This is a genomic window from Alteromonas gracilis, assembly GCF_036870955.2.
Taxonomy (GTDB): domain Bacteria; phylum Pseudomonadota; class Gammaproteobacteria; order Enterobacterales; family Alteromonadaceae; genus Alteromonas; species Alteromonas gracilis_A.
This window is the reverse complement of the sequence record NZ_CP145482.2, coordinates 2,248,770-2,273,067: the sequence shown is the minus strand read 5'-3', so window position 1 is coordinate 2,273,067 and position 24,298 is coordinate 2,248,770. Positions and strand designations below refer to the sequence as shown.

Below are 24,298 nucleotides of genomic sequence, written 5' to 3'. Positions count from 1 at the left end.
ATAATCGAAGTTATCAGTTTTCTATTTGGTAATAATGTGAGTCGCTTTCAGCGTGTAATCGAAAGTAATGAACGCCTATTTTGGACTTTGCACAGTGCTGGCTGGGCAGGTTTCGCGATCATTTACTACATCGGGTCGTTTCTTCACGACGTGAGGCCAATCTGGGTCTTTATCATTCTGCTAAACGCCTATGCGGGTTGGTTGCTAACCATACCTTTGCGGTACATATATCGTTGGGCGAGAAAGCAGTCGCCGCTAAACATGATCATTATTGTCATCGTGTCGTGTTATCTCATTGCCTTGCTTTGGGCAGTTGTAAAGAACATTAACTATTGGGAAATCTATAAACATGGCTACCGCCCTGACGAATGGTACATGTATTTTACCAATACCATAAACTCGCTCATTATGGTGGGTTGTTGGAGTGGGGTGTATTTCGGCATTAAAAACTTTCAAATGCTGCAAAAAGAAAAACAGAACGCACTGAAAGCAAGCACGATGGCGCATCAAGCACACATAAAAATGTTGCGCTATCAGCTTAATCCACACTTCTTATTTAATACGCTAAATGCTATATCGACACTAATTCTACTTAAAGAGAATGATACCGCAGAAGCCATGGTATCTCGCTTGAGTGACTTTTTGCGTTATTCATTAGACAACGACCCCATTAAACGCGTACCTCTGGGGCAGGAAATTAAGGCACTTAGACTATACTTAGAAATTGAAAAAGTGCGCTTTGACGACCGACTCGAGGTAGTGTGGGATATTGATGAGCAATGTGATTGTGCGCTAGTGCCTAGTATGATTTTGCAGCCCATCATTGAAAACGCGATTAAGCATGCTATTTCCAAGATGGAAAATGGCGGTCGCATTTCTATTACAGCAAGAACTTTTGGTAACGATTTACTTATGGATGTTGCTGACAATGGACCTGGTGCAGATATTAAGGATGGCCAATTAAGCCGAGAAAATGGTGTGGGGCTGGCGAACATAAGAGAACGCTTGCAGTCGCTATATCATCGAAATTTTGCATTTTCTATAGAACATAATCAGCCGTCTGGGGTTCGTGTAAGAATTCGAATTCCCTACGAAGTTAAGGACGTATAGCATGACAAAGCGAGTAATAAAGACCATTGTAGTTGATGATGAACCGTTGGCACGCAGAGGTTTGCGCGCTAGGCTAGAACGTCATGATGATGTACAGGTTCTTGCAGAATGTCAAAATGGTCTGGAAGCGGTAAGTAGTATCTCTCAACATCGCCCAGATCTTGTTTTTCTAGATATCCAAATGCCCGGCTTGAACGGATTTCAAGTAATTCACAAACTCCGCGAGCTTAAACAGCCCATTCCGATGATTGTCTTTGTGACGGCATACGACAGTTACGCTATAAAGGCATTTGATATCCATGCTCTTGATTATCTGTTAAAGCTAAGCAGATGACGAACGCCTGAGTGCGGCATTAGAAAAGGTTAGGGACTATTACACGACGCAACATCAAGATGAACAGTCTCAAAAGTTGGTGAGTCTAGTTGCTGAATTAACTGGTGATGATTGCGAAGAAATCTTAAGAAAGCTAGCCAATGGAGAGCCAGTCGAAACCAATCCTTATCCAGATGTTTTGGCGATTAAAGACGGTTCAGAAGTAACTCGCGTAAATGTACAAGATATTCAATGGATTGACGCTGCTGGCGATTATATGTGCGTGCATGCACTAGATGGTATGCATATTATGAGAAAGACGATGAAAGAGTTGGAGCAAGAGCTCAATCCACAGTTTTTTGTACGGGTTCACCGCTCTGCAATCGCAAATATTCGCTTTGTTAAAAAGTTGGTTAGCCATATCAGCGGCGAGTATCATTTGATTCTGCAAAATGACACTGAACTTAAGGTAAGTCGAAGTCATCGCGACAAAGTAAAAGCAGCAATGAAAATGTAGCCTTCGTTATGAAGGCGGCGTGTATCTGTCATTCATTAACGCTCGCATTGTGCTTATTTGAGCCTCGTTAAGGGGCTTGGTACATTCCCAGGTTTCGTGCAACGGAACGATTACCGGTTTTTGATTCACTTCACCTACCATGATATTGGTATTTTCTGTGCCTACTAAACTGACCGCGAATTCACCTAGCGTGGTTGCCAACAGCCTGTCTTGACTTACCGGTGAACCGCCGCGTTGGACATGTCCCAACGTCACGGGTCTTACATCATCAATTTCTTTACTCTTTAGCGCCTCGCTAAGACCGTTCAGCCCGTTAGGCCATACATTTTCAGCGACGACAATAATAAAGCTAACGGCACCTTTCTGTGCTCTTCGCGCTTTAATCTGCGTAACTATCTTGTTTAATTCGGCTTCTTCAGACGTAAAAAACTCGGGCACAATAACGTAGTCAGCAGCAGCCGAAATTGCAGCATTAAGCGCGAGAAATCCTGCGTGGCGGCCCATAACTTCTACCAAAAATATACGCTCAAAGGCATCAGCAGTGTCTCTAACTTTATCTATAGAACTCATTGCTGTATCTATCGCGGTATAGTATCCAATGGTTGCGTCAGTACCGGCAATATCATTGTCAATGGTGCCTGGGATCCCAATGATTTGGCCATTCCAAAAACGGCTAAGGTGAGAAGCGCCTCTAAATGAGCCATCACCGCCTATTACTATCAAGGTATCAATTTTGGCTTTTTGAAGGTTGTGTGCACCCCTCAATGCACCTTCGTCAGTTTTAAAGCTTTTGCAACGTGCACTATGAAGAAGGGTACCGCCTTGCTGAATGAGGTTATGTGTTGTTTCATAATTTAACGGAATGAAATCTTGTTCAAGCAGTCCGTTGTATCCATGTTTGTATCCCACGAGTTCATGGCCTGCGCATTGGCATTTTATAATAGCAGCGCGAAGGCAGGCATTCATCCCGGGGGCATCCCCGCCAGAGGTTAGTATTGCGACACGTTTTGACACAATTAAATCCTTCTTAAAAAGCAGTTAAAGCTTCTAATCTAACGTAATCCATAGATTGATGAAGGTAAAGCGCAAACTTATGTGCACTTATCCTTCTTTAGGTGTCTATATAGTAATAGGTTTCATAAGACGTAATTTGACTTAAATCACTACATCTATTTTTAAGGAAAGCACTATGCGATTGATTGTTGTTGCACTGTTCATGTCACTGTTGTCAGCATGCAGCTCTAAGTTCGCGTACGATAATTTAGACTGGTGGGTTTATTGGTATCTTGATGACTATATCGAGTTAAACAACAAACAAGAAGATCAGTTCGACGCCTATTTAGATAACTGGCTGAGTTGGCATAAGCGCAGTGAACTGACACGGTACAAAGCGCATCTACTTAAGATTAAGTCACAGGTCATTAACGATGAGATGGATTACAAAACGATATCTGGTCACGTTGATGAAGTACGTGCACACTGGGAGCGGGTCCGAGATGAAATAAGCCCTCAGTTAGCAGTTTTGGCTAAAGAACTCAGTGACGATCAAGTAGTTCAGCTGTTCGCCGCGCTTGAAAAAGACAATAAAGAGGAAGAAGAGGAAAGGGCACAGACGTTAGAAAAAACACAGCAAGAACGCCTAGAAGATAGATTGGAACGCTTGGAAAAAAGCGTATCAGAAAGAATTGGTGATTTGTCAAAAGCGCAAAAAGAAATACTTAAAACGTATGTAGAACAGTATATTTCTACATCAGATGAATGGCTCACGTATCGTAAAAATATTCAAAATGCCGCGAGACGCCTTTTTGTCACACGAAGTACAAATACAAATTTTGCCAATGACCTCACTGAACTCATGCAAAACCCCGATCAATACCGCAGTGACGCATACCTGCAAGCTAGCGCACACAATACTAAAGTAATGGCAACTATGTTTGCCGAAGTGATGACGACATTGTCAGACAAACAAAAAGCCCGTCTTGTTGATGAACTTGATGAGGTGATTAACACTGTCGAAAAGTTTCAGCGCTAGCGCATAGTAACTTATCGGCTACATACGTATTCATGTGCAGATTACTACGTTGCTAAACTAAGTCAGGTTACATTGCTGTAAAAGATTAGTAGAAGGGTTTAACAGTGAAATTATTGGGTTTTGGTTTAGCGTTTTTTCTTTTTTTGTGCAAGCAGAGTTTGCTGAAGTCAGCGTAGGAAGTTTAGAGCGCGTCGAGCAATTTAAATCAGAATTAGTACCAGATAGAACCGTCGAGATTTGGCTGCCAGATGGTTACAGTGCAGATAATGACTACGCTGTAGTATACATGCATGATGGTCAGATGCTTTTCGACGAATCGAAAACCTGGAACGGTCAAGAATGGCACGTGGATGAAACCGCGCAAAAATTGATAGATGAAGGTGCGGTAGCGCCTTTTATCGTGGTGGGTATCTTCAATGGCGATGCACATCGTCACAATGAATACTTTCCACAAAAACCTTTTGAAAATTTACCGAAGACACTTCAAGAAACGCTCTATGAACAGTCAAGAGGCGCTGGGCACGGCTTGTTTGCACGGAGTGTCAATTCAGATAATTATTTAAAGTTCATTGTTCACGAGGTAAGGCCTTATATTGAATCGACGTATTCCGTAGATAGTAAAAGGTCATATTTAATGGGGTCTAGCATGGGTGGCCTTATTTCTTGGTACGGTCTTTTAGAGTACCCAGAAGTATTTGCTTAGGTGCGGCGTGTTTGTCGACACATTGGCCGGGTGACTTTACGGCAAAGAATAATCCCATTCCTGCGTATTTTACGGATTATTTAGCGAAAAACTTAGGAAAATTGTCATCTCAAAAGTTGTATTTCGATTACGGCGACCAAACGCTAGACGCGCTCTATCCGCCGTTACAGGAAAAGGTTGATGTTGTGCTCAGCGAAAAATATGGTGGTGATAATACATTAGTTAAGTTCTTCCCTGGTACTAATCATTCTGAAAATGCTTGGGCAGAACGATTGTCAGTTCCTTTGGTATTTTTACTGGGTGAAAAGTGATAGCGCGAATATAACAAGGCATCGAGAAGCAGTTGGCTAAAACCCAATATATTTAGCCAGCTCCTCCCTTAAGTTAATGTATTTTTCCTGATAGGGTGGCTTTAAGTTCATATCATCGATGAGTTTAAATAACCTTTTACACTCATTTATTATCTTCATCTCAACGGTGTCCTGCGTTTTCGCTATTTGCAAAAGACACTGTAATAAGTTTAGCGAAACACCGGTATTTACAGGCGCATACCCTTGAGCAAGCGCAAATGAGGCTTTCGCACGCTCGTAGTCTTGTTTTTGGTAGTGTGAGATACCTTCCCGATTGAACTGTTGATAGTTGGCCAAATTCTCTTCGGCTTTTTTAGCTTGTTCTGCCAGCATCAATGTACTATTTACATCAAGTTTGCTTTGCCTGTTTTCAAGAATCTTCGCTAATTCTAATGCGTCATCGTATTCACCTAGCTTGTACATAACATTTATGCTGTCAGGGATAAATGCAGTAGGTAACTCTGGGTATTTGTTTTCTAGCGCGCTTTGCGATTCAGATAGGTGTTTTTTTGCATCAATCAATTTGCCATCAATAGCACTTACTCTTGCATTGACTATTTTTCCAAAAATTTCTACGTCAAATTCTCTGTCTACTCGCTGCAAATGGTCGTCAAACTTGCCTCGTTGAAGAGTTAATAGTGCTTCTTGCTGATACTTATTGCGTTGTTTTTTGTCGTCCGAAAACTCAGCCACGTCTAATAATGAGCGAATAATACCGCACCAGTGAAGACTATTTTGATTTACGGTACGTTTTGAAAGATCCCAAATGGCTTGACTAGAGGCAGCGGCTAAAACGAGGTCATTATTTTCTCTAGCGATAGTGCAGGCATTGAAGTGTCGTGTTAGCGAGAATGGTGAAAGTTTAATGGCTTCTTTGATGGCCTCTATGGCGATTTCACCTCGTTTCAGCGCTTGGTTTGCCTGCGCTATAACGTCATGAGCATCAGCATTAAATCGGTTTTTCTTAATAATTCGTTTCGCTACTGAAATGGCTTTTTCATTCTCATTAAGCGCCAAATAGGTTTTGCCGAGTGCAACCTGAGCCCACAACACCGGTTTGCCATTGATGTATTCTTTTAATACGTCTAACGCTTTATCGGGCTGATCTACTTGCCAATACAATTCAATCAGTAGTTGTTCACAGTGACCTTTATAGTGAGAAGGTGACGCCAACAAGCTATTTATGTGTTCGATTGCTGATGAGTATTCACGCTGCTCTATAAGGCGGTAGGCGTCTTTCAAGAACTGTCGCTTTTGCCATGCGCGGACAATGCGAGATTTCAATTGAACCTGAGAGAACGGCTTTATAAGGAAATCGTCTGGTCGTCTGTCGATAGAGCCTAAAACAACAGGTCTTGCACTGTCTGCGCTGATGAGAATAAACACTGCGGTTGGATTTATAAGCTGACGTGTGCGTAACTCTTCGATCAGTTCATAACCATTTTTGTTGTCTGCACCCAAGTGCAGATCACACACAATGATATCAAATTTGTGTTTCTTACTTAGCGATACTGCCTGTTCAGCAGAAGACTTTGTTACCACATCAGAAACACCCATTGAATGCATAAGACCCTTTAGTAGCAGTAAAAAAGGGCGCTGGTCTTCTACAATCAATACTTGTTTATTACTAAATTGCATTTCCAATCCATGAGCTGGCACAGCCTATTGCTTTATGATTATCTATTACGAACAAGAGAGCAATAATAAGCTCAAGAAAAACATTATCTTGCCGAAAACAAGAGTATGAAAATCAAAGCACGTAATGGCAGCAATTAATGTCTTCTGACGCGTCAGCGCTAAACAACTCAAATACTATTGATCCTAGTATTTTTTGGGAAACAAGCGGTGTTCTATCAAAAGCGACATCTGAAGGCGCGTTGTTCTCGTTATACCTTGCCATGCATCAACATGCTATTGCAGAGCCTTTACGTATAAAAAACAATGAAAGTGAAAGTTCCACGAACAGTCTAGACGCTGAATTACTTTCACTCAATCATTATCCCAAGGCGTCACTAGAGGCATCTAACAATGATTGGGATAAAATGGCGACACTTTCTAAATTGATGACAAGCGATCTAGCTACTGCTCGCTTGTATCAAGTGATGAACCCTCAACCCCTAACGCAAACTAATGATGCTTCGCGCTTATCAGATGACGTTGTAAACAACTGTAGTTTGGGAGCACAGAAGCGCATATCAACATCCTATTCTAATGAAATAGAAGAAGATAATACGTTAATGTACGACGTCTTATCCGCAAGCTCATCATTTGACAACCAATTTGCTCTATAGACGTTGTTTGTCTGACAGGGTGCTGCTGCGTGTAAAAACAGTTAACGCACTAGATTTTTCCACTTCATAGATTTAATTAAAGATTTTTGCTATATTGCGCGCCGCATTTTTGCACTGGTCTTACGCTCCAATCAGCAAAGGTTAAAAACTATGTCAAAATTTATTGTATGCGCGATGTACAAATTCGTTGCGCTTGAAAACTTCAAAGAAATGCGCCAGCCATTACTTGAGGCTATGGAAGCCAACGGTATTAAAGGTACGCTTTTACTTGCCCATGAAGGCATCAACGGTACGGTTTCTGGAACTCGCGAAGGTATTGATGCCTTGCTTGCCTACCTAAACAGTGACGAACGCATAAATCCTATTTCTTTCAAAGAATCGTTGCATGAAGAGCAACCGTTTTATCGTACAAAAGTAAAACTTAAAAAAGAAATTGTCACTATGGGTGTTGAGGGTATAGACCCTCGTAAAACCGTTGGTACTTATGTTAAACCAAAAGAATGGAACGCGTTGATTAGCGACCCAGACGTAACCGTGATTGACACACGCAATGGTTACGAAATCGAAATCGGGACTTTCAAAAACGCTGTCGACCCCAAGACGGAAACATTCCGAGAATTTCCTGAGTACGTCGCAAAAGAACTTGATCCCGCTAAAAATAAAAAAGTGGCTATGTTCTGTACTGGCGGTATTCGTTGTGAAAAGTCTACTGCTTATCTAAAAGAGCAAGGTTTTGAAGAGGTTTATCATTTAGAAGGCGGTATTCTTCAATACTTAGAAGATGTGCCAAAAGAAGAATCAATGTGGGAAGGTGATTGCTTTGTCTTTGATAACCGCGTTGCGGTGAACCACGACTTGGAGAAAAGTCATTACGAGCAGTGTTATGCCTGTCGTTTGCCTATAACCGAAGAAGATAAGCAAAGCGATAAATATGAACCGGGTGTAAGCTGCCCACATTGTTTTGGCACGCACACCGATGATCAAATTGCGCGCTTTCGCGAGAGGGAAAAGCAGGTCAATCTTGCCAAAGAACGCAACCAGGAACACGTTGGTACAGAAGCGCGTTTGACTATGGAACAAAAGCGTCAAGAAAAGGCAGAAGCACAGCGTTTACGCGCGCTTCAAGCAAAAGAAAATCAGGCGTAGACAGTAGGATAGAAGGGCGTTACACTCGTATTCATTGTAGTTGATATAAGGAATGCGAGTGAGCACTCAACTTTCAGAATCTAAAATTGAAGAAATCAAAAAAGATTTCAGTTTCTTTGACCGCGACGGAAATGGTCAAATTGATTTACCAGAGTTTATTGAACTTCTTACGGTAATTTCTCCTAAAACCAAAGCTAGTCATGTACAAGAAGGCTTTAAGCTTATCGATAGCAATGACGACGGCTTTATTGACTTTGAAGAGTTTCTTGAATGGTGGCAGGAGTGCTGGTGGGAATACTAACCACACGCCGTTAAGCCAAATAAAAAGCGAGCCTGAGCTCGCTTTTTTTGTTTATGGCCTTTTTAGCCATCATTGTCGCTTTCATTCTCTTCGCTTGGCGACTTTCTAGGCTTACGCTTGATTGGCACCATGCCAACATCTTTACCCACCATAGTATCGACACGCTTTTTGTTCTGTGGCTTAACAGGCCTTGCAACGTGTTTCTTACCATTTTTGTCTGTTTGCTTACGCACTTTTTTCTTAGAACTAGCAAAGCCTTTAAACGTGGCGGGAAGTTCGGGGTGTGCCGCACACTCTAACGCGTATTGTAAATGATTTTTTAGCGACTCAAAGCTTTTCCAATCGCGTGGCCCTATCATTGAGAAGGCTTCGCCTTTTTGACCTGCGCGCCCTGTACGTCCAATACGATGAATATACTCATCAGCATTTTTAGGTAAATCGAAATTAACGACTAAGCCTACTTTTGACAAATCCAAACCGCGCGAGGCGAGGTCGGTCGTGACTAATATACTGTGTTGACCGCGTGTAAAGCTACTCATGATAGCTGCGCGTTGGTTTTGCGGTAAATCGCCCCGAAGGGCAATAGCCTCAAGTTTAGCCTCGTTTAATAAGGCTGCAATGCGGTCAGTATCTTCACGTGTAGCGGTAAATACAATTGCTTGGTTGTATGAACGGCGTTCTAATTCAAACTGCAGTATCTCGTCTTTATTGTCTACGTTATCGGCAAAGTAACAAAGCTGTTCAATATCGCCATGCTGCGCAGTTGAATCACCCACAGCGACGCGCACTGCACCCTTTGTCAGCTGGCCAGTCATGTGTTTTAGTTCGATATTATCGAGGGTAGCTGAGAACAGCATGGTTTGGCGTTTTCTATGGTCTGCATAGTAGTTAATCATTTTAAGCTGTGCAGCGAAACCTAGGTCAAGCATACGGTCTGCTTCATCAAAAATTAACAGCTCTAGACCGTTTAGATAAACGCTTTTGTCTAACAGATGATCGGCAACGCGACCCGCTGTTCCAACAATAATATGCGGATTACGACGCAACGCTTTGACCTGGTCATTGTAGTTTTCACCACCCACAACCAGTGAACACGTTAAGTTCAAGCCAGTACACATAGATTTGGCTTCAATAAATACCTGCTTAGCAAGTTCTCGCGTTGGCGCCAAAATAAGTGCTCTCGGGTCTTGTCGGCTTAATGCTTTTTGTGACATTAAGCGGTTTATAGCTTGTACCAAAAAAGCAAAGGTTTTACCCGATCCCGTTTTAGATGACGCAATAATATCTTTACCTTGGATAGCAGGTAACATAGTGCGTTCTTGAATTTCAGTAAGCGTCGAAATGTTCTTGTTTTCTAGCTTTGAAATGATCTTGTGATGAACAGGTAAATCGGAAACTTGCAAAGGGATGCCTCGTTATAAATCGAATCGGCATATTATCCCTTAATGATAGACATAATGAAAGGAGAGGGCATAAAGATGCCCTCAAAAAGACTTAAAGTGACATTTCTACCACGTTATCTGAGACAATAAGTTTGCCAGCCGTTTTTTCTATGATTTCGTCAACAGTGACGCCGGGAGCGCGCTCCTGAAGTACAAAAGCACCGTCTTCTACGCTCAATACTGCAAGATCGGTAATAATTCGCGTAATACAGTTTACGCCAGTAAGCGGCAAAGTGCATGCTGGTAGTAACTTTGAATTACCATGTTTGTCAGTATGTGTCATGGTGACAATAATGTTTTTTGCGCCAGCTACCAAGTCCATAGCGCCACCCATGCCTTTGACGAGTTTACCAGGAATCATCCATGACGCGATGTTACCAGACACATCAACCTCGAACGCGCCGAGTACAGTAAAATCAACATGACCACCGCGGATCATTGCAAAACTCTCTGCACTGTTAAAAATGGATGCGCCAGTTATCGCTGTGACCGTCTCCTTGCCAGCATTTATCATATCGGCGTCCACCTCATCTTCTCGAGGGTAGCGTCCCATCCCAAGGAGTCCGTTTTCTGACTGAAGCATAACGCTGATATCGTCTGGCACGTAGTTTGCCGCGAGTGTCGGAATGCCAATTCCCAAATTGACATAGTCTCCATCTTTAAATTCTTGCGCCACGCGCATTGCAATTTGATCTCTTGTTAACATTACACGGTCTCCTTGCTTACAATACGACGCTCAATACGCTTTTCAAACGAACCTTTGATTACGCGGTTGACATAGATGCCAGGCGTGTGGATTTCACTTGGTGAAAGTTCGCCAGGTTCGACGATTTCCTCGGCTTCAACAATTGTTATTTTGCCTGCTGTCGCTGCCATCGGGTTGAAGTTTTGTGCTGTATGGCGATACACGCAGTTTCCATAGGTATCCGCTTTCCACGCTTTTACTATGGCAAAGTCGCCTGTGATGGCGTGTTCTAAAATGTAGGGGCGGCCTTCGAATTCTTTTACTTCTTTACCTTCGCCCACTGGCGTACCATAACCCGTAGCCGTATAGAAAGCGGGGATGCTTAAGCACCGCCAGCACGCATTTTTTCAGCAAGTGTACCTTGCGGTGTTAACTCTACTTCAAGTTCACCATTTAATAACTGTTGCTCGAAGAGTGCATTTTCACCCACGTAAGATGACACCATTTTTGATATCTGCTTGTCTTCTAATAGTAATCCTAGACCGAATCCGTCAACGCCACAGTTGTTTGACACTACGGTCAAATCCTTTACACCCATTGCCTTAATCTGTGCAATAAGTCCTTCTGGAATACCGCATAAGCCAAAGCCTCCGGCGATCACTGTCATGCCGTCAATGAGTCCAGCCATTGCCTCTTCATAGCTAGCAACAACTTTATTGAAACCTGCCATTAATCATCTCTCCACTTATTATGTTAATAACAAGTATTAACTTTGTTGCTAGTTATGTAAAATCGAATTAATCTTTCAATTAATAAATAAAATTTATTAAAATATGGACATTTCTTATCGCCAACTCCGTGCATTTGTTGAAGTAGCGACGTCGTCTACGTTCGCCGAAGCGTCGGCAAAATTGCACTTAACACAGCCAGCATTATCAAGTTCTATCAAAAAGATGGAACAGCACTTAGGCGGGCGTTTATTTGAGAGAAATACACGCAACGTCAATTTAACACCCGAAGGCGAGCTTTTGTTACCTAACGCTATAAGGTTAATACGTGACTGGGATAACACCTTCTCTGATACTCAGAACTTGTTTGCTATGGCGAAAGGCCAACTAACGGTTTGTGCTATGCCTTCCTTTGCTGAATCTCAGTTACCGCTACTGTTAAGTGAATTTCACACAAGCGCACCTAATATAAATATTCGCGTAATCGATATAGTCATGGAACAGGTTATCAATGAAGTCACTAGCGGACGCTGCGAGTTGGGGTTTTCCTTTGAGCCTGATAGAAAAGATGGATTAATATTCGAAAGCTTGTTTAGGGATCAGTTTGTTGTCGTAGCAAACGACGTACAGGCTAACGTCATCAATCAAGAACCACATTGGATCAGCTGTATCGCGCAGCCACTTGTTATGATGAATAGAGGCTCCGCAGTTCGTAACTGGACACAAAATAAGCTTGAACAATATGGGGAGCCTAATATTGTTGCTGAAACGGGTCAGTTGTCGACACTCGGAAAATTAATCCAGCACGGATTAGGTATCTCGGTTATGCCGAGCATATGCGCACCACAAATGATTGGCCTTGGTCTTTCGGTTATCAAAATAGAGAAAGACCCACTGATGAAAAATATTGGTTTAATTCGAAATGCGAGAAAAGGCCTATCGGTCTCAGCGCGTTCTCTATGGGAGCTTTCGGTTAAAAAATATAGAAAGTCACAGGAAGTCTGTTAATAACTAGACTTTATTTCACCAGGGTAGACGGCATGAACTGATTAAGTACTATCGTGAGTAGCTTCGTGCAAAGCGCAACACGGTCAACTTACTCATCAAGTAATTTACGCTCTAACCAAATACTTTTGTATTGTTCAATGGCAAACTGTACGTCACCGTTATCAACTTTTCGTGCCATACGGCTATCGAATTCAGACATTAAATACGCGCAGGGCGAGCGTTTGCTAAATCCGTGATGCACCACAGCGTTACTGAGCTCTAAAACAATTTTGAATTCGTCAGTCAAAGCATTGCTGTTAAGGAAAGACTGAGCGGTATGCTTTCCAATAACAAAATAGTCCGTTCTCCCCATCTTCAACATTTCAAAATTTGCCTCTATCCCTTTTATTTGGGCGACGTCTTGAACGGATAAAAATGCATCGATTGTCTTTCCATGGTTGTCACCAGCGTTCACTGAACCTATTAAACCATCAAGTGCATCAAGCGAATCTAACGCGATAGCATCGGCTTCGTTCTTACGATAAACAGCTACAGGGTTGCTGTAAAAAAAGTATTGGTAAAACTGATAAACTCTTCTCTTTCGGCGGTACGCTTTAATGCCGGTATGAGGTCTACTTTTCCCGAGTAGGCGCGTTGCAGCACGCGTTTCCATGGGCCTACATATTCTGTACGCCACGCGATACCCATTTCATCAAGGATCTGACCAGTAATGGCGATTGAGGCACCTACAATTTCGCCATTTTCTTCCCAATGAAAAGGAGCGTAATTGGGATGAGCAGAAACAATGACTTCTTTACAGGCCATAGTTTCACTAGCTGCAACGTCTTTTACATGGCTATCATCAGTATTAACAGAAAGCGTGATCTGATACGAGGTTAAGATTGGAATGTTTAAAGCACTGGCAAATGCCTGACAAGATAAGCAGCTTAAAAGCGCAAAGGAGGCAGCTGCAATATTATCTTTTTGATTAAACATAGCAGAATACTTGCCCCCTAATTAAATCATTGAATAATTACCACTTTTTCTTAGGTGCAAACAATTCATCGAGTTCGTCGCGCTCTTCTTCTTGCTTCTTGGCACGGTCTTTTTCGTTAACGCTTTTCAAATTACTTTGAATTTCATAAAGCCATTCTTTGATAGTAGCAAGGCGCGAGGTTGAGTATTCATCTTGTGGCGTCTGATTCTCAAGGGCGGCTTTTGCTTTTTCAAAATATTGGCGAGCAGAGCCCAGCATATTGGTTTGAAGCGCTGCGCGCCCGCGTTTAACAAGTGTCTCTACGTTCACTTTTAACTGAAGGCGTTCCAAACTTTTGTCTTCTTCGAGAAAGACCTTTGAATCGATTTGGCCCTTGCTATGTTCTGCCCGCAAAATAACCCGAAGCTTTTTCACAGCCTGAATGTATTGAATAATAACTTTGTCGTTGTCTGGTAGTGAAAAATCACTGGCTGCGGGCGTGTTGTCAGATAAAGCAACAGAAGCAGCTTGCTCAGTACTGTTGATACGCTGCTTCAACTCAGCGGTACTCGCCAATTCGTTCATTGTTTTTAATGAGTTGAGTATACGGTTGTGAAGAATGCCCGTAATACGAGAAGAAATAGGCATGTTGACACTTGCTGCAATGACATTCTCTGTTTCATCAACAATAGTGCGTTGTTTGGCGAGCTCGGTGCGTCGTTCCGCTTCTTGTTTTTGTCTGTGCTGTTGCATTGCATTAATGAAAATTGCTGCGATTAGCAAAACAACAATCAGAATAATGATAATCACGTACATGCGGGTAATCCGTCTCTTTTTGTCTTTTTATTATAACGTTCAAAGCAGTATGTGCCTAAAACGTTATTTTGTCTTCATTTATTGTTATCGGTCAATACTACGGTATTTTTACTTCAAATACACTTCCACCGTATGTTCCCCCGTTACTCAACTTAATAGAACCTTTTTCTTCGCCTTGTGAATGTGCTTTAGCTATGAGTTTAGCGAAAAATAATCCTAATCCAGTTCGGCCCTGACTAAGCTCAAAATCGGCTAGATGTTCGTCACTTTTACTGAGCATATCGTCTGGATAACCACGACCATCGTCTTCAACTTTAATCACTAAATGTTGGTTTACAGAAGCTTTTGCAGAGACCTTTATTTTCGACGTGCCATAGCGCATTGCATTAATAATAGCGTCGTTCAGTAGAAGGTAAATTAGCTCTTCGTCAAGATACCAGCTAAGTTCATCCTCTATATCAACATCGATAGAAATGTGTTTCTGTTTTATATACAGCGTATTAGACCCCAAAACATCTTCCACTAAATCTGATAAGAAGCATTCATCAACGGTGATAGGGAGACTCTCGAGTTCCGCTCGGTACAAAGACAAAATTTGGACTAAGTTCGTGTTTAACCGTGAAGCTTCGTAATGCACGTTGGCTACTTGCTCTTGCGCGTCTTCGTTTTCAACGGGTAGGGCATGACTTAATGCTTCAATTGACTGTATGAGGAGAAAAAGTGAATTCTTCATGTCATGAACTGCGGCGGCAAGTACTGAAGAGAAGTCTATTGATGAAGTAACATGTTTGCTGCCCATAATAATGATGTACGTTCCTGATTAACCTTTTTACACTGTAGATGATTTGCACTACATGTGAATTTATCGTGTGCTATTTCGTATGACTGTGTGTTTTTTCAACTTTATTATGCAAGTTTTGTAATATCAACTAGTAATAAAAGGTGGTTTTGGTTATAACGGTAAGAGTATAGTGAAAATCAAGTGCGGTAAATGGTGTAAAATATGAAACTACAGCAACTACGTTATATCGTAGAAGTCCTCAATAATAATCTGAATGTGTCAGCAACTGCTGAGAGTCTTTACACCTCACAGCCCGGTATTAGTAAACAGGTTCGTATGCTTGAAGACGAACTTGGGGTTCAGATTTTTGGGCGTAGCGGCAAACATCTTACCCACGTAACAGACGCTGGAAACGATGTAATCAACATCGCGAGAGAGATCCTTGCTAAAGTTGAAAGCATTAAAGCCGTCGCACGAGAACACACTTTACCTGACCAAGGTAAACTGAATATAGCCACAACTCATACCCAAGCGCGTTACGCGCTACCCGATGTCATTCAAGGGTTTATGACAAAGTACCCAAAAGTCTCTTTGCATATGCATCAAGGCACGCCGTCACAAATTAGTGATCTTGCGGCAAAAGGCGAAGCTGACTTTGCGATTGCTACAGAAGCACTGCATCTATACAACGATTTAGTAATGTTGCCTTGTTACCATTGGAATAGAAGTGTCATCGTCAATAAGGACCACCCACTTTCTAAAAAGGGCACTATTGATATAAGTGATATTGCGAAGTATCCGTTAGTTACCTACGTCTTTGGCTTTACTGGGCGCTCTGAACTTGACCAGGCTTTCGAAAGAGCTGGATTAACGCCTAAGATTGTCTTCACTGCTACCGATGCAGATGTTATTAAAACCTATGTGCGATTAGGTGTTGGAATAGGTGTCATTGCGTCTATGGCAGTAAGTGAAGAACTCGATGACGATTTGGTTAAAATTGATGCCAGTCATTTGTTCGACTACAGCACAACCAAAATTGGCTTTAGAAAAGGGTCATTTTTACGCAGTTACATGTACGACTTCATTGAACGTTTTGCGCCACACTTGACTAAGGATAAAGTTGAGAAGGCCATGATGCTTAAAAACAATGATGAAGTTGAAAAAATGTTTAAGGGTGTGAGCCTGCCTGTGAAATAGGTTCGTAAATCAGCAAACTGGTAGATAACTAAAAAAGGGGCTTTGGCCCCTTTTTTAGTTCGAGATGTATGATAACTGCTTGGTTAGCATTCAATGATGTTGACAGCAAGGCCGCCGCGAGCCGTCTCTTTGTACTTGGTTTTCATGTCATTGCCAGTGTCACGCATTGTCTTAATGACTTTATCGAGTGACACTTTTTGTTCACCGGTACCACGAAGCGCTAGTCGAGAAGCGTTTATCGCCTTTATAGCGCCCATTGCATTTCGCTCGATACATGGGACTTGAACCAGCCCACCGACAGGGTCACAGGTTAAGCCTAAATTATGTTCCATGCCTATTTCAGCTGCATTTTCTACTGACGCTGCAGTACCTCCCATTATCTCAGCAAGGGCACCTGCTGCCATAGAACATGCAACACCAACTTCACCTTGGCATCCCACTTCTGCGCCAGAAATTGAGGCATTTTCCTTGTAAAGTATGCCGATAGCGCCTGCTGTCAAAAGAAAGCGACTGGCGACCTCTTCATCCACTGGGCGTATGAATTTATCGACATATTGTAAGACGGCGGGAATGATTCCAGCTGCACCGTTTGTCGGTGCAGTGACTACTCTTCCGCCAGCGGCATTTTCTTCATTAACGGCCAATGCGAATAAATTGACCCAATCCATGGTCTGCATGGGGTCGTTGGTGTGTTCTGTTTGAAGCCTTCGGTAAAGACCTGGAGCTCGCCTGACTACCTTCAAACCACCAGGTAGAATGCCTTCGCTCTCTATTCCTCGCTGGATGCAGGCTTTCATTACAAGCCAAATGCTGTGAAGCTCTTGTTTAACTTCGTGTTTGGGTCTGAATGTAGACTCATTGCGTAGCATAAGAGAACTGATACTCAGGCCATTAGATTTACACAATGCCAGCAACTCTTCGGCGGTTTTAAATGGAAATGGTACAGAAGCCTGAAGGCTAGCAGCATGTGCTTTTGTCGCGTCAAAGTCTTCGTCTTTGATAATGAAGCCACCGCCGATGCTGTAATAGGTCTGCTGTGCAAGTAGTTCATCTTTACAGTAAACGTAGAAGGTTAGTGCATTAGCATGTTTAGGTAGCGTTTTCCGGCGGTGAAAGATAATCGCATTTTTATTGGGAAAGCGAACCGCTTTCGTACCGTTGAGACTAAGTGTCTCGGTGTTGTGAACCTCTTCTAGCATGGCATCGATGCTATCTACATCCACAGTGTCTGGAAGCTTGCCCAGTAATCCTAGAATGACAGCTTTTCCAGTGCCATGACCGATTCCTGTTTGACCTAAAGAACCAAATAGTTCTACTTTAACACTATCGATTTTCTCAAAAACTGAGGGTTGTTGTGCGAGTTCGCTCGCAAATTCTGCCCCAGCTTTCATTGGGCCTACGGTATGTGAACTTGAGGGGCCAATACCCACACTGAACATATCAAATACACTGATCATAACTGTGTCATCATTAGAACGTTTTAATAGTGCAGATCATGCATCTGCAAAACATTAACTACAATACAGAAATGCTAATAACGTAATTAGTTTTGCTAATAACCTGTAAACAAATATTTATAGGCAATATGTTGCGTTAACGCTATTTGGTAAAAACGAAGCAAATTAAGGGTGAATGTGATGAGAAAGATTTCGTAGCAATGCTGCTGTGGCCCCCCAAATCATTTTGTCTTTCCATGGGATAAAATAAATGGGAAATGCTTGCTTATTTCGATGCGTGGTATGAATAAGATGGTTTTTTCTATCGAGTACATGGGCGAGAGGAACTTCAAATGCACTCTCAACTTCGTTTTTATCGATGATGGGATTAAAGTTAGGGTTAACAAAGCCTACTACAGGCGATATTTCGTAACCGCTTATTGTGCGGTAGCGCGGAAGCATACCGATCACGTCTACATTTTCAGGGGGTAATCCTATTTCTTCGTGTGCTTCACGAGTAGCCGCGTCAAACATAGTCGCATCTTGCTCTTCCACACCACCACCGGGAAAGCTAATTTGCCCAGGGTGATGTTTTAAGTGATAAGCACGCTCTGTTAACAACACATTAAGCGTATTTCCGTAATCTACAATGGGGATCAGCACAGCGGCAGGTCTACCAGCTTTACGAAGCGGATAGTCAGGTTCAACACGAGGTACCCTAAAATGGTGGAATTGCGCTATGAAGTCGTTTCTTGTCATGATCGTGCTATCGATTTCGTGTGTTAGGCCTTCCCAAAATGTTCTAGAACGGGAATTATCTTTGATACTTTATCTAGTGTTTCTTGATATTCGTCATCTGCGACCGAGTCTAAAACAATACCACCTCCGGCCCAACAATAAAGGGTTTTATCTTCACCCAATAAGGTACGGATGCAAATGCTGGAATCCATGTCTTCTCTGAAACCCATATAAAAAATACTTCCGCAATAGATATGCCGTCTGTGGGGCTCTAGTTCATCAATCACTTCCATTGCTCTTATTTTTGGGGCACCAGTGATAGAACCGCCTGGAAATGCTGATTTAAGCAGTGTCAAAGGTGAATCTGTATTATTGAGCTCACCGACAACCGTACTCACAAGATGGTGAACCGCCTGATAGCTTTCTAAAGCGAACAAGGCTGGCACATTCACAGAGTGAGGTTTGCAGTGTTTGGAAATATCATTGCGTAACAGGTCAACAATCATTAGATTTTCGGCACGGTCTTTTTCGGCATTCATTAAATGTTCTGCGCTACGTCTGTCCTCATGAATGTCATCAAAGCGAGGACGTGTACCTTTGATAGGTTTCGTTTCTACTATCCCATCTTTTACGCGAAGAAATCGCTCCGGTGATATTGACGCTATGCTTCCCTTTGAAGAATTGAAGTAAGCAGAAAAAGGGGCACAGTTTTGTAGTCTCAATTCCTGATAGGCCTTCCAAAGACTTCCCTCAAAATGGGCAGAAAAACGCTGCGCCATATTTACCTGATAGCAGTCTCCCGCTGTTAGGTAGCGATTAATTTTATCGAGGCTCTGCTTGTATTGCGTCTTTGTTAAATTAGACGAAAAAGAGGAGGTAAGACAAAAGGGTGATGCGTTATTTCTGTTTTTGTTTTCACTGGTAAACGAAGGGAAAGTGCTACCATCGCATGCACAGTAATAAAACTCACCCGTTTGAGTGTCCTCAACTAAAGAGTACAAATATAAGCCCACAGAAAAGTCAGGGCTTGTGTAATCGCTTTGTGCGGTAGATGGTAATGCTTCGTAAAAACGCCCCGTATCATAGCCAGCCATACCCGCAATGCCTACAATGAAAGGTAGATGGCTTACATCGACTTCGCTATTAAGAGAAATCCCCTTTATCTTTTCGTGTAAATACTTTTCGGCCGCTTCAAACGGTGCTTCTTGTATGATGCACGTCGAGCCTTCTGCTGTATTGTGCAACGTAACGTTACCGTTAAGGGCTTCGATAACAAGAGCCGGAGAATAGGCCATAATGTTATAACGACCATCGCTTTGCTTTGACCCAGAGGTATCTAGAAGGAGTGACCATGGCGCGTCTGCAACATTTTCAAAGAGGGCATTAAACAGGTCTGAATGCTTCGTTTCTGGCGAGCATAACGACATTAGCGCATTTGATGTTAATTTGGTAACTGTTACTTGTTGGAGAGCGTGGTGCATAAACTAAGCTTTACTGTACTTCTACTAATATTTAAAGCATGAGGGCGTGCTAATAGAACTAAGTACCCTCAATTTCTGCCCTCGGTTAGTTGAAAGAGAGAGTGTGTTCATAGCACCACGCTATTTTCACAATTGCATAGATGCCTTGTGTTTTACATGGTGCGATGTCGTTAGATGCGCTAGTATACGCTTTTTTAGCTAGCTAAGACCACGAAAGCCAAATAAAAAGAGGATGTCATGACCGTTATTCGTCAACAAGACTTCATTGACAGCATTGAAGATGCCCTACAGTTTATTTCTTACTATCACCCACTTGATTATGTGAAGGCTGTTGAAGAGGCCTACAACAAAGAGCAGAGCCAAGCCGCTAAAGATGCAATGGCGCAAATTCTTATTAATTCAAGAATGTCTGCCGAAGGAAAAAGGCCACTTTGCCAAGACACAGGTATCGTAACTTGTTTTGTTAAAGTTGGTATGGGAGTTACGTGGGACAAGACCGATATGACGGTTCAAGAAATGGTCGATGAGGGAACTCGCCGAGCTTACACTAACCCAGATAACCCATTACGCGCTTCTATTGTAGCAGACCCTGCTGGCGCTCGAACTAATACTAAAGACAATACGCCGTCAGTTGTGCACATCGATATGGTGGCTGGCGAAAAAATTGAAGTGATGATTGCCGCGAAGGGCGGTGGCTCTGAAAACAAATCTAAAATGGTAATGCTTAACCCAAGTGACGATATTGCGGACTGGGTTGTAAAAACATTACCGACAATGGGAGCAGGATGGTGTCCTCCAGGCATGTTGGGCATAGGTATTGGTGGTACTGCAGAAAAAGCTGCTGTATTGGCAAAAGAAAGTCTGATGGATCCTGTCGATATTCAGGAGCTTATTGAACGCGGCCCTCAAACTACCGATGAGAAATTGCGCTTAGAGATTTTTGATCGCGTAAACAAACTTGGCATAGGCGCTCAAGGATTAGGCGGTTTAACAACGGTTGTTGATGTTAAAATTAAATCTGTACCAACACACGCCGCTTCAAAACCTGTTGCAATGATCCCAAATTGCGCGGCAACGCGTCATGCTCATTTCTATCTAGACGGTTCAGGCCCTGCTGAGTTAACACCGCCTAAACTTGAAGATTGGCCTGAAGTTACATGGGAAGTAAGTGAAAATACGCGTCGCGTTAATCTTGATGAAGTGACAAAAGAAGATATTCAAGAGTGGCAAGTAGGCGAAACTGTTCTATTGTCGGGCAAAATGTTGACAGGCCGTGACGCAGCCCACAAACGTATTCAAACCATGATGGAGAATGGCGAAGGTTTACCTGATGGTGTTGATTTAACAAATCGTTTTATATATTACGTGGGCCCGGTAGACGCTGTTGGAGATGAAGTGGTGGGTCCTGCTGGTCCAACAACTGCAACTCGTATGGATAAGTTCACAGACATGATGCTTGAAAAGACTGGCCTTATCGGCATGATTGGTAAAGCTGAGCGTGGTCCTGCAACAGTTGACTCGATTGCAAAGCACAAAGCCGTTTATTTGATGGCAGTGGGTGGAGCAGCATACCTTGTTTCTAAAGCGATCAAAAAATCACGTGTTGTTGCTTTTGAAGACTTGGGAATGGAAGCCATTTACGAATTTGAAGTTGAAGATATGCCAGTTACTGTTGCTGTCGATAGCAGCGGTGCAAATGCCCATAAAAACGGCCCGGCTATCTGGAAAGCAAAGATTGAAGATTTGGACGCATCGCTGTCTAAATAATCAAATCAAAAGCTATTATTACACTTAATTGAAAACAGGTACCTCGCGTACCTGTTTTTATTTTAAAATTTTGTTTATAGTGCTGTATATAATAACAGTACCGAGTGCGCACTATGACATCGAACCTACTTCCTCTTCCGCTTTCTATACTAATTCTCATTTCATTGCTTTTGATTACGTGTGGTGTACTTGCGTGGCGTCATCACATTTTTCGTAGACGCGCTGAAGATGTGCAAATTTCACTCAATACAGCACATTTAGAGAATGACTCGCTTAAGACAAAGCTGCATTTTCTAGAAGAGCAAAATAAACAAATTAAAGAATTAAGCGCGTCTAATAATGAATTAAAGGAGATGCTGAGCAATGAACGCGTATTGCTGGCAAAAACACAGGCACAAAATGACGCTCAACAAAATAGGATAAATGCTTTAATGGAAGCGCATGAGGATAAGCTTGCCACTATGGCAGCCTCCGAGCACAGACTGCAAACCCAATTCGAAAACCTCGCCAATAAAATTTTTGAAGACAAACAACAACGTTATTCACAACAAACTAAAACCAGTATCGAGTCTGTGTTAGCCCCATTTAAGACAGAACTTGAGGGTTTTAAACGCCAAATTTCTGAACAACATATTAGGGAAGGGCAAGAGCGTGCATCTCTAAAAACAGAAATACTTGGTCTAAAAGCCCTCAATCAGAAAATAACTGAGGAGGCAGCAGCATTGACCAATGCCCTCAAGGGTGACAATAAGAAACAAGGAAATTGGGGAGAAGTGGTTTTACAGCGCATTTTAAGTGAATCAGGGTTACGAGAAGGTCATGAATTTGAAACACAAGTTGCAGCGACGTCTGACGAGGGAAGGCGCTTTCAACCCGATGTTGTTGTTCATTTACCCAATAACAAGGATGTTATTATAGATTCAAAAGTGAGTCTTTCAGCCTACGAGCGATATTATAATTGCGATGAGCCACAGGCAAAAGCCAGCTATCTATCGCAACATGTAACATCGATAAAAGGGCATATTAAAGGGTTAGGCGCTAAAGACTATCAATCCTTAAAAGGAATTAAGACCCTTGATTATGTGTTGTTATTTGTTCCGATAGAGGCCGCGTTTCTTTTAGCCGTAGAGGAAGACCCTGAACTTGTGACTATGGCGCTTAACAATAATATTATGCTGGTAAGTCCTACCAACTTATTGGTAGCACTGCGTACGATAAATAACATTTGGCAATACGAGTATCAAAATCAAAACGCACAACATATTGCAGACCAAGCTGCAAAGCTCTATGACAAATTTGTGGGTTTCATTAGTGACATGGAAAAAATAGGTAAATCGCTCGACAATGCTCAGGGGAGTTTTGACCTAGCTATGAATAAATTAACAATGGGCCGTGGAAATATGGTTAAGCAAGTCGAGAAGTTCAGAGAGCTTGGTGTCCAGCCAAACAAACGTTTAAGTGATTCAGTCTCTGCTACCAGTAGTTTAGAAGAAGACTAGCCTGCATATGTGTTGAAAAAGGTATTTAAGATATAAAGCAATAAAAAAGGCCGCTAATGCGGCCTTTTTATTTATTGTATCTAATACAAATTATGCACGTTTAGCACGACGACGTAGGTAAATTGCTGGAGCTAATAGCAGAGCTATCCAACCCATTGAACCACCGCTCTTATCATTTACTTGGATAGTCGCAGTTTCAGTTACCGTATCAATACCGTCTGTGGCTGTTACCGTTACAGTGATGCTAGAAGCCTGTTCATGGCTTGGAGCAGTGTCAGTAATCGACGTAGTTTGAAGGCCGTTTACAGTAATTGTTACATCATCACCGTCTGCATCTGTTGCAGAAGCCGTAACAGTGTAAGACTGTCCTTCATCTACGCTTGAAGGAGCAGAGATAGAAATAACAGGTGCATCTTGCACACCAGCTACTGCCACTGCAACTGTACCTTCACCAATAACGTCACCAAGTACTGGCTCACCCGCGTCATCTGTAGAACCTTCTACACGAACGGTATAGGTGAATGAATCTTCACCGTAGAAGTTAGCATCCGGCGTATAGGTTACTGTGCCATCGTCGTTGACAGTAACAGAACCGTTTGATGCAGGAGCTACTACTTCAACAGTTGACGGGTCAAGCGCTTCTTTATCAATTGTGATAGGCGAGAACGTGCGGAATTCACCAGACAATGAAGACATTGTGAAATCATTGATAATCGTGCTTTCCATCTCATTAGCTAGGATGTTTGCTGTAATCGAAGCATCTTCGTTTACTTGCAACATGTCATCCATTAACGCGCCAGAAGCAACAACTTCACCAGCATAGCTGATTTCTACTTCGTCACCTGCGCTAGTAGTAAGCACATATTCGTCGCCTTCTACCGGAAGCGTCCCTTGTAGACCTGCCGCTGTTAGCGCTGCGAATGTTGTACCCACGCTACCAGATTGGTTCTCAGCACCAACTACTGTAGCGTAAACAGGCGCATCCATAGGGCCGTATACGTA

22 protein-coding genes and 2 pseudogenes are annotated in these 24,298 nt (G+C 42.5%); 12 read left to right on the top strand and 12 right to left on the bottom strand.

Features of this window, described 5'->3' with window-relative positions; all coding sequences use genetic code 11:
- Positions 1–36: 36 nt before the first annotated feature.
- Positions 37–1,110 (top strand): sensor histidine kinase, encoded by a 1,074-nt coding sequence (locus V6N89_RS11065; protein ID WP_338520257.1) that lies wholly within the window; start codon positions 37–39, stop codon positions 1,108–1,110.
- Position 1,111: 1 nt separating this feature from the next.
- A pseudogene (locus tag V6N89_RS11060) lies at positions 1,112–1,940 on the top strand (LytR/AlgR family response regulator transcription factor).
- Positions 1,941–1,946: 6 nt separating this feature from the next.
- Here V6N89_RS11060 and V6N89_RS11055 read toward each other — a convergent pair.
- Positions 1,947–2,954: an ATP-dependent 6-phosphofructokinase gene (locus tag V6N89_RS11055; protein ID WP_346992695.1), complete on the bottom strand. Its 1,008-nt coding sequence runs from the start codon at positions 2,952–2,954 to the stop codon at positions 1,947–1,949.
- Positions 2,955–3,129: 175 nt separating this feature from the next.
- Here V6N89_RS11055 and V6N89_RS11050 point away from each other — a divergent pair, with 175 nt between their 5' ends.
- From V6N89_RS11050 to V6N89_RS11040, 3 genes are all read left to right on the top strand, one after another.
- Positions 3,130–3,972: a DUF6279 family lipoprotein gene (locus V6N89_RS11050; protein ID WP_338517591.1), complete on the top strand. Its 843-nt coding sequence runs from the start codon at positions 3,130–3,132 to the stop codon at positions 3,970–3,972.
- 145 nt (positions 3,973–4,117) lie between these two features.
- Complete coding sequence (locus tag V6N89_RS11045) at positions 4,118–4,675, top strand: alpha/beta hydrolase (RefSeq protein WP_346992694.1); 558 nt, start codon at positions 4,118–4,120, stop codon at positions 4,673–4,675.
- 11 nt (positions 4,676–4,686) lie between these two features.
- Positions 4,687–4,986 carry a hypothetical protein gene (locus V6N89_RS11040; protein WP_338517589.1) on the top strand — a complete coding sequence of 100 codons (300 nt, stop codon included), beginning with the start codon at positions 4,687–4,689 and terminating at the stop codon, positions 4,984–4,986.
- A 36-nt stretch (positions 4,987–5,022) separates the two neighbouring features.
- Here V6N89_RS11040 and V6N89_RS11035 read toward each other — a convergent pair whose 3' ends face one another.
- On the bottom strand, positions 5,023–6,663 hold the full coding sequence (locus tag V6N89_RS11035) for a response regulator (RefSeq protein ID WP_346992693.1): 1,641 nt from the start codon (positions 6,661–6,663) through the stop codon (positions 5,023–5,025).
- A 137-nt stretch (positions 6,664–6,800) separates the two neighbouring features.
- Between V6N89_RS11035 and V6N89_RS11030 the strand changes: the two genes are divergently transcribed.
- The 3 genes from V6N89_RS11030 (at position 6,801) to V6N89_RS11020 (ending at position 8,763) form a co-directional block, all read left to right on the top strand.
- On the top strand, positions 6,801–7,316 hold the full coding sequence (locus V6N89_RS11030; RefSeq protein ID WP_338517587.1) for a VC2046/SO_2500 family protein: 516 nt from the start codon (positions 6,801–6,803) through the stop codon (positions 7,314–7,316).
- A 150-nt stretch (positions 7,317–7,466) separates the two neighbouring features.
- Positions 7,467–8,462 (top strand): rhodanese-related sulfurtransferase, encoded by a 996-nt coding sequence (locus V6N89_RS11025; RefSeq protein ID WP_338517586.1) that lies wholly within the window; start codon positions 7,467–7,469, stop codon positions 8,460–8,462.
- 58 nt (positions 8,463–8,520) lie between these two features.
- Positions 8,521–8,763 carry an EF-hand domain-containing protein gene (locus V6N89_RS11020; RefSeq protein ID WP_338517585.1) on the top strand — a complete coding sequence of 81 codons (243 nt, stop codon included), beginning with the start codon at positions 8,521–8,523 and terminating at the stop codon, positions 8,761–8,763.
- A 62-nt stretch (positions 8,764–8,825) separates the two neighbouring features.
- On the opposite strand, the gene V6N89_RS11015 is transcribed toward V6N89_RS11020, so the two are convergent.
- The 3 genes and pseudogenes from V6N89_RS11015 to V6N89_RS11005 form a co-directional block, all read right to left on the bottom strand.
- The gene (locus V6N89_RS11015) at positions 8,826–10,166 is read right to left on the bottom strand and encodes a DEAD/DEAH box helicase (protein WP_346992692.1); all 1,341 of its coding nucleotides are present in this window, start codon (positions 10,164–10,166) and stop codon (positions 8,826–8,828) included.
- A gap of 91 nt (positions 10,167–10,257) precedes the next feature.
- Positions 10,258–10,911, bottom strand: a complete 654-nt coding sequence (locus tag V6N89_RS11010; RefSeq protein WP_338517584.1) for a CoA transferase subunit B — start codon at positions 10,909–10,911, stop codon at positions 10,258–10,260.
- Positions 10,911–11,620: pseudogene (locus tag V6N89_RS11005) on the bottom strand (CoA transferase subunit A). Before V6N89_RS11005 ends, V6N89_RS11010 begins: the two are co-directional and overlap by 1 nt.
- A 103-nt stretch (positions 11,621–11,723) precedes the next feature.
- Between V6N89_RS11005 and V6N89_RS11000 the strand changes: the two are divergent.
- On the top strand, positions 11,724–12,626 hold the full coding sequence (locus V6N89_RS11000) for a LysR family transcriptional regulator (protein WP_338517583.1): 903 nt from the start codon (positions 11,724–11,726) through the stop codon (positions 12,624–12,626).
- A gap of 528 nt (positions 12,627–13,154) precedes the next feature.
- On the opposite strand, the gene V6N89_RS21760 is transcribed toward V6N89_RS11000, so the two are convergent.
- The 3 genes from V6N89_RS21760 to V6N89_RS10985 all read right to left on the bottom strand — a co-directional run bounded on the left by V6N89_RS21760 (position 13,155) and on the right by V6N89_RS10985 (position 15,199).
- Positions 13,155–13,601 carry a transporter substrate-binding domain-containing protein gene (locus V6N89_RS21760; RefSeq protein WP_431189726.1) on the bottom strand — a complete coding sequence of 149 codons (447 nt, stop codon included), beginning with the start codon at positions 13,599–13,601 and terminating at the stop codon, positions 13,155–13,157.
- A gap of 37 nt (positions 13,602–13,638) precedes the next feature.
- Positions 13,639–14,397, bottom strand: a complete 759-nt coding sequence (locus V6N89_RS10990; RefSeq protein ID WP_338517581.1) for a hypothetical protein — start codon at positions 14,395–14,397, stop codon at positions 13,639–13,641.
- Positions 14,398–14,494: 97 nt separating this feature from the next.
- Positions 14,495–15,199, bottom strand: coding sequence for a sensor histidine kinase (locus tag V6N89_RS10985; protein ID WP_338520255.1), 705 nt, complete (start codon positions 15,197–15,199; stop codon positions 14,495–14,497).
- 201 nt (positions 15,200–15,400) lie between these two features.
- On the opposite strand from V6N89_RS10985, the gene cysB reads away from it, so the two are divergent.
- Positions 15,401–16,375 carry an HTH-type transcriptional regulator CysB gene (gene cysB, locus V6N89_RS10980; protein ID WP_338517580.1) on the top strand — a complete coding sequence of 325 codons (975 nt, stop codon included), beginning with the start codon at positions 15,401–15,403 and terminating at the stop codon, positions 16,373–16,375.
- A gap of 83 nt (positions 16,376–16,458) precedes the next feature.
- Here cysB and V6N89_RS10975 read toward each other — a convergent pair whose 3' ends face one another.
- The 3 genes from V6N89_RS10975 to pabB form a co-directional block, all read right to left on the bottom strand.
- Entirely contained in the window at positions 16,459–17,832 is a 1,374-nt protein-coding gene (locus tag V6N89_RS10975) for an L-serine ammonia-lyase (protein ID WP_346992690.1), read from the bottom strand.
- Between the two features lie 165 nt (positions 17,833–17,997).
- Positions 17,998–18,570, bottom strand: a complete 573-nt coding sequence (locus V6N89_RS10970; RefSeq protein WP_338517579.1) for a CoA pyrophosphatase — start codon at positions 18,568–18,570, stop codon at positions 17,998–18,000.
- Positions 18,571–18,593: 23 nt separating this feature from the next.
- Entirely contained in the window at positions 18,594–20,030 is a 1,437-nt protein-coding gene (gene pabB, locus V6N89_RS10965; protein ID WP_338517578.1) for an aminodeoxychorismate synthase component I, read from the bottom strand.
- A gap of 237 nt (positions 20,031–20,267) precedes the next feature.
- Between pabB and V6N89_RS10960 the strand changes: the two genes are divergently transcribed.
- Positions 20,268–21,797 (top strand): fumarate hydratase, encoded by a 1,530-nt coding sequence (locus V6N89_RS10960; RefSeq protein WP_338517577.1) that lies wholly within the window; start codon positions 20,268–20,270, stop codon positions 21,795–21,797.
- A 113-nt stretch (positions 21,798–21,910) separates the two neighbouring features.
- On the top strand, positions 21,911–23,296 hold the full coding sequence (rmuC, locus tag V6N89_RS10955; protein WP_338517576.1) for a DNA recombination protein RmuC: 1,386 nt from the start codon (positions 21,911–21,913) through the stop codon (positions 23,294–23,296).
- A gap of 90 nt (positions 23,297–23,386) precedes the next feature.
- On the opposite strand, the gene V6N89_RS10950 is transcribed toward rmuC, so the two are convergent.
- Positions 23,387–24,283, bottom strand: coding sequence for an Ig-like domain-containing protein (locus V6N89_RS10950; RefSeq protein WP_338517575.1), 897 nt, complete (start codon positions 24,281–24,283; stop codon positions 23,387–23,389).
- Positions 24,284–24,298: the final 15 nt, after the last annotated feature.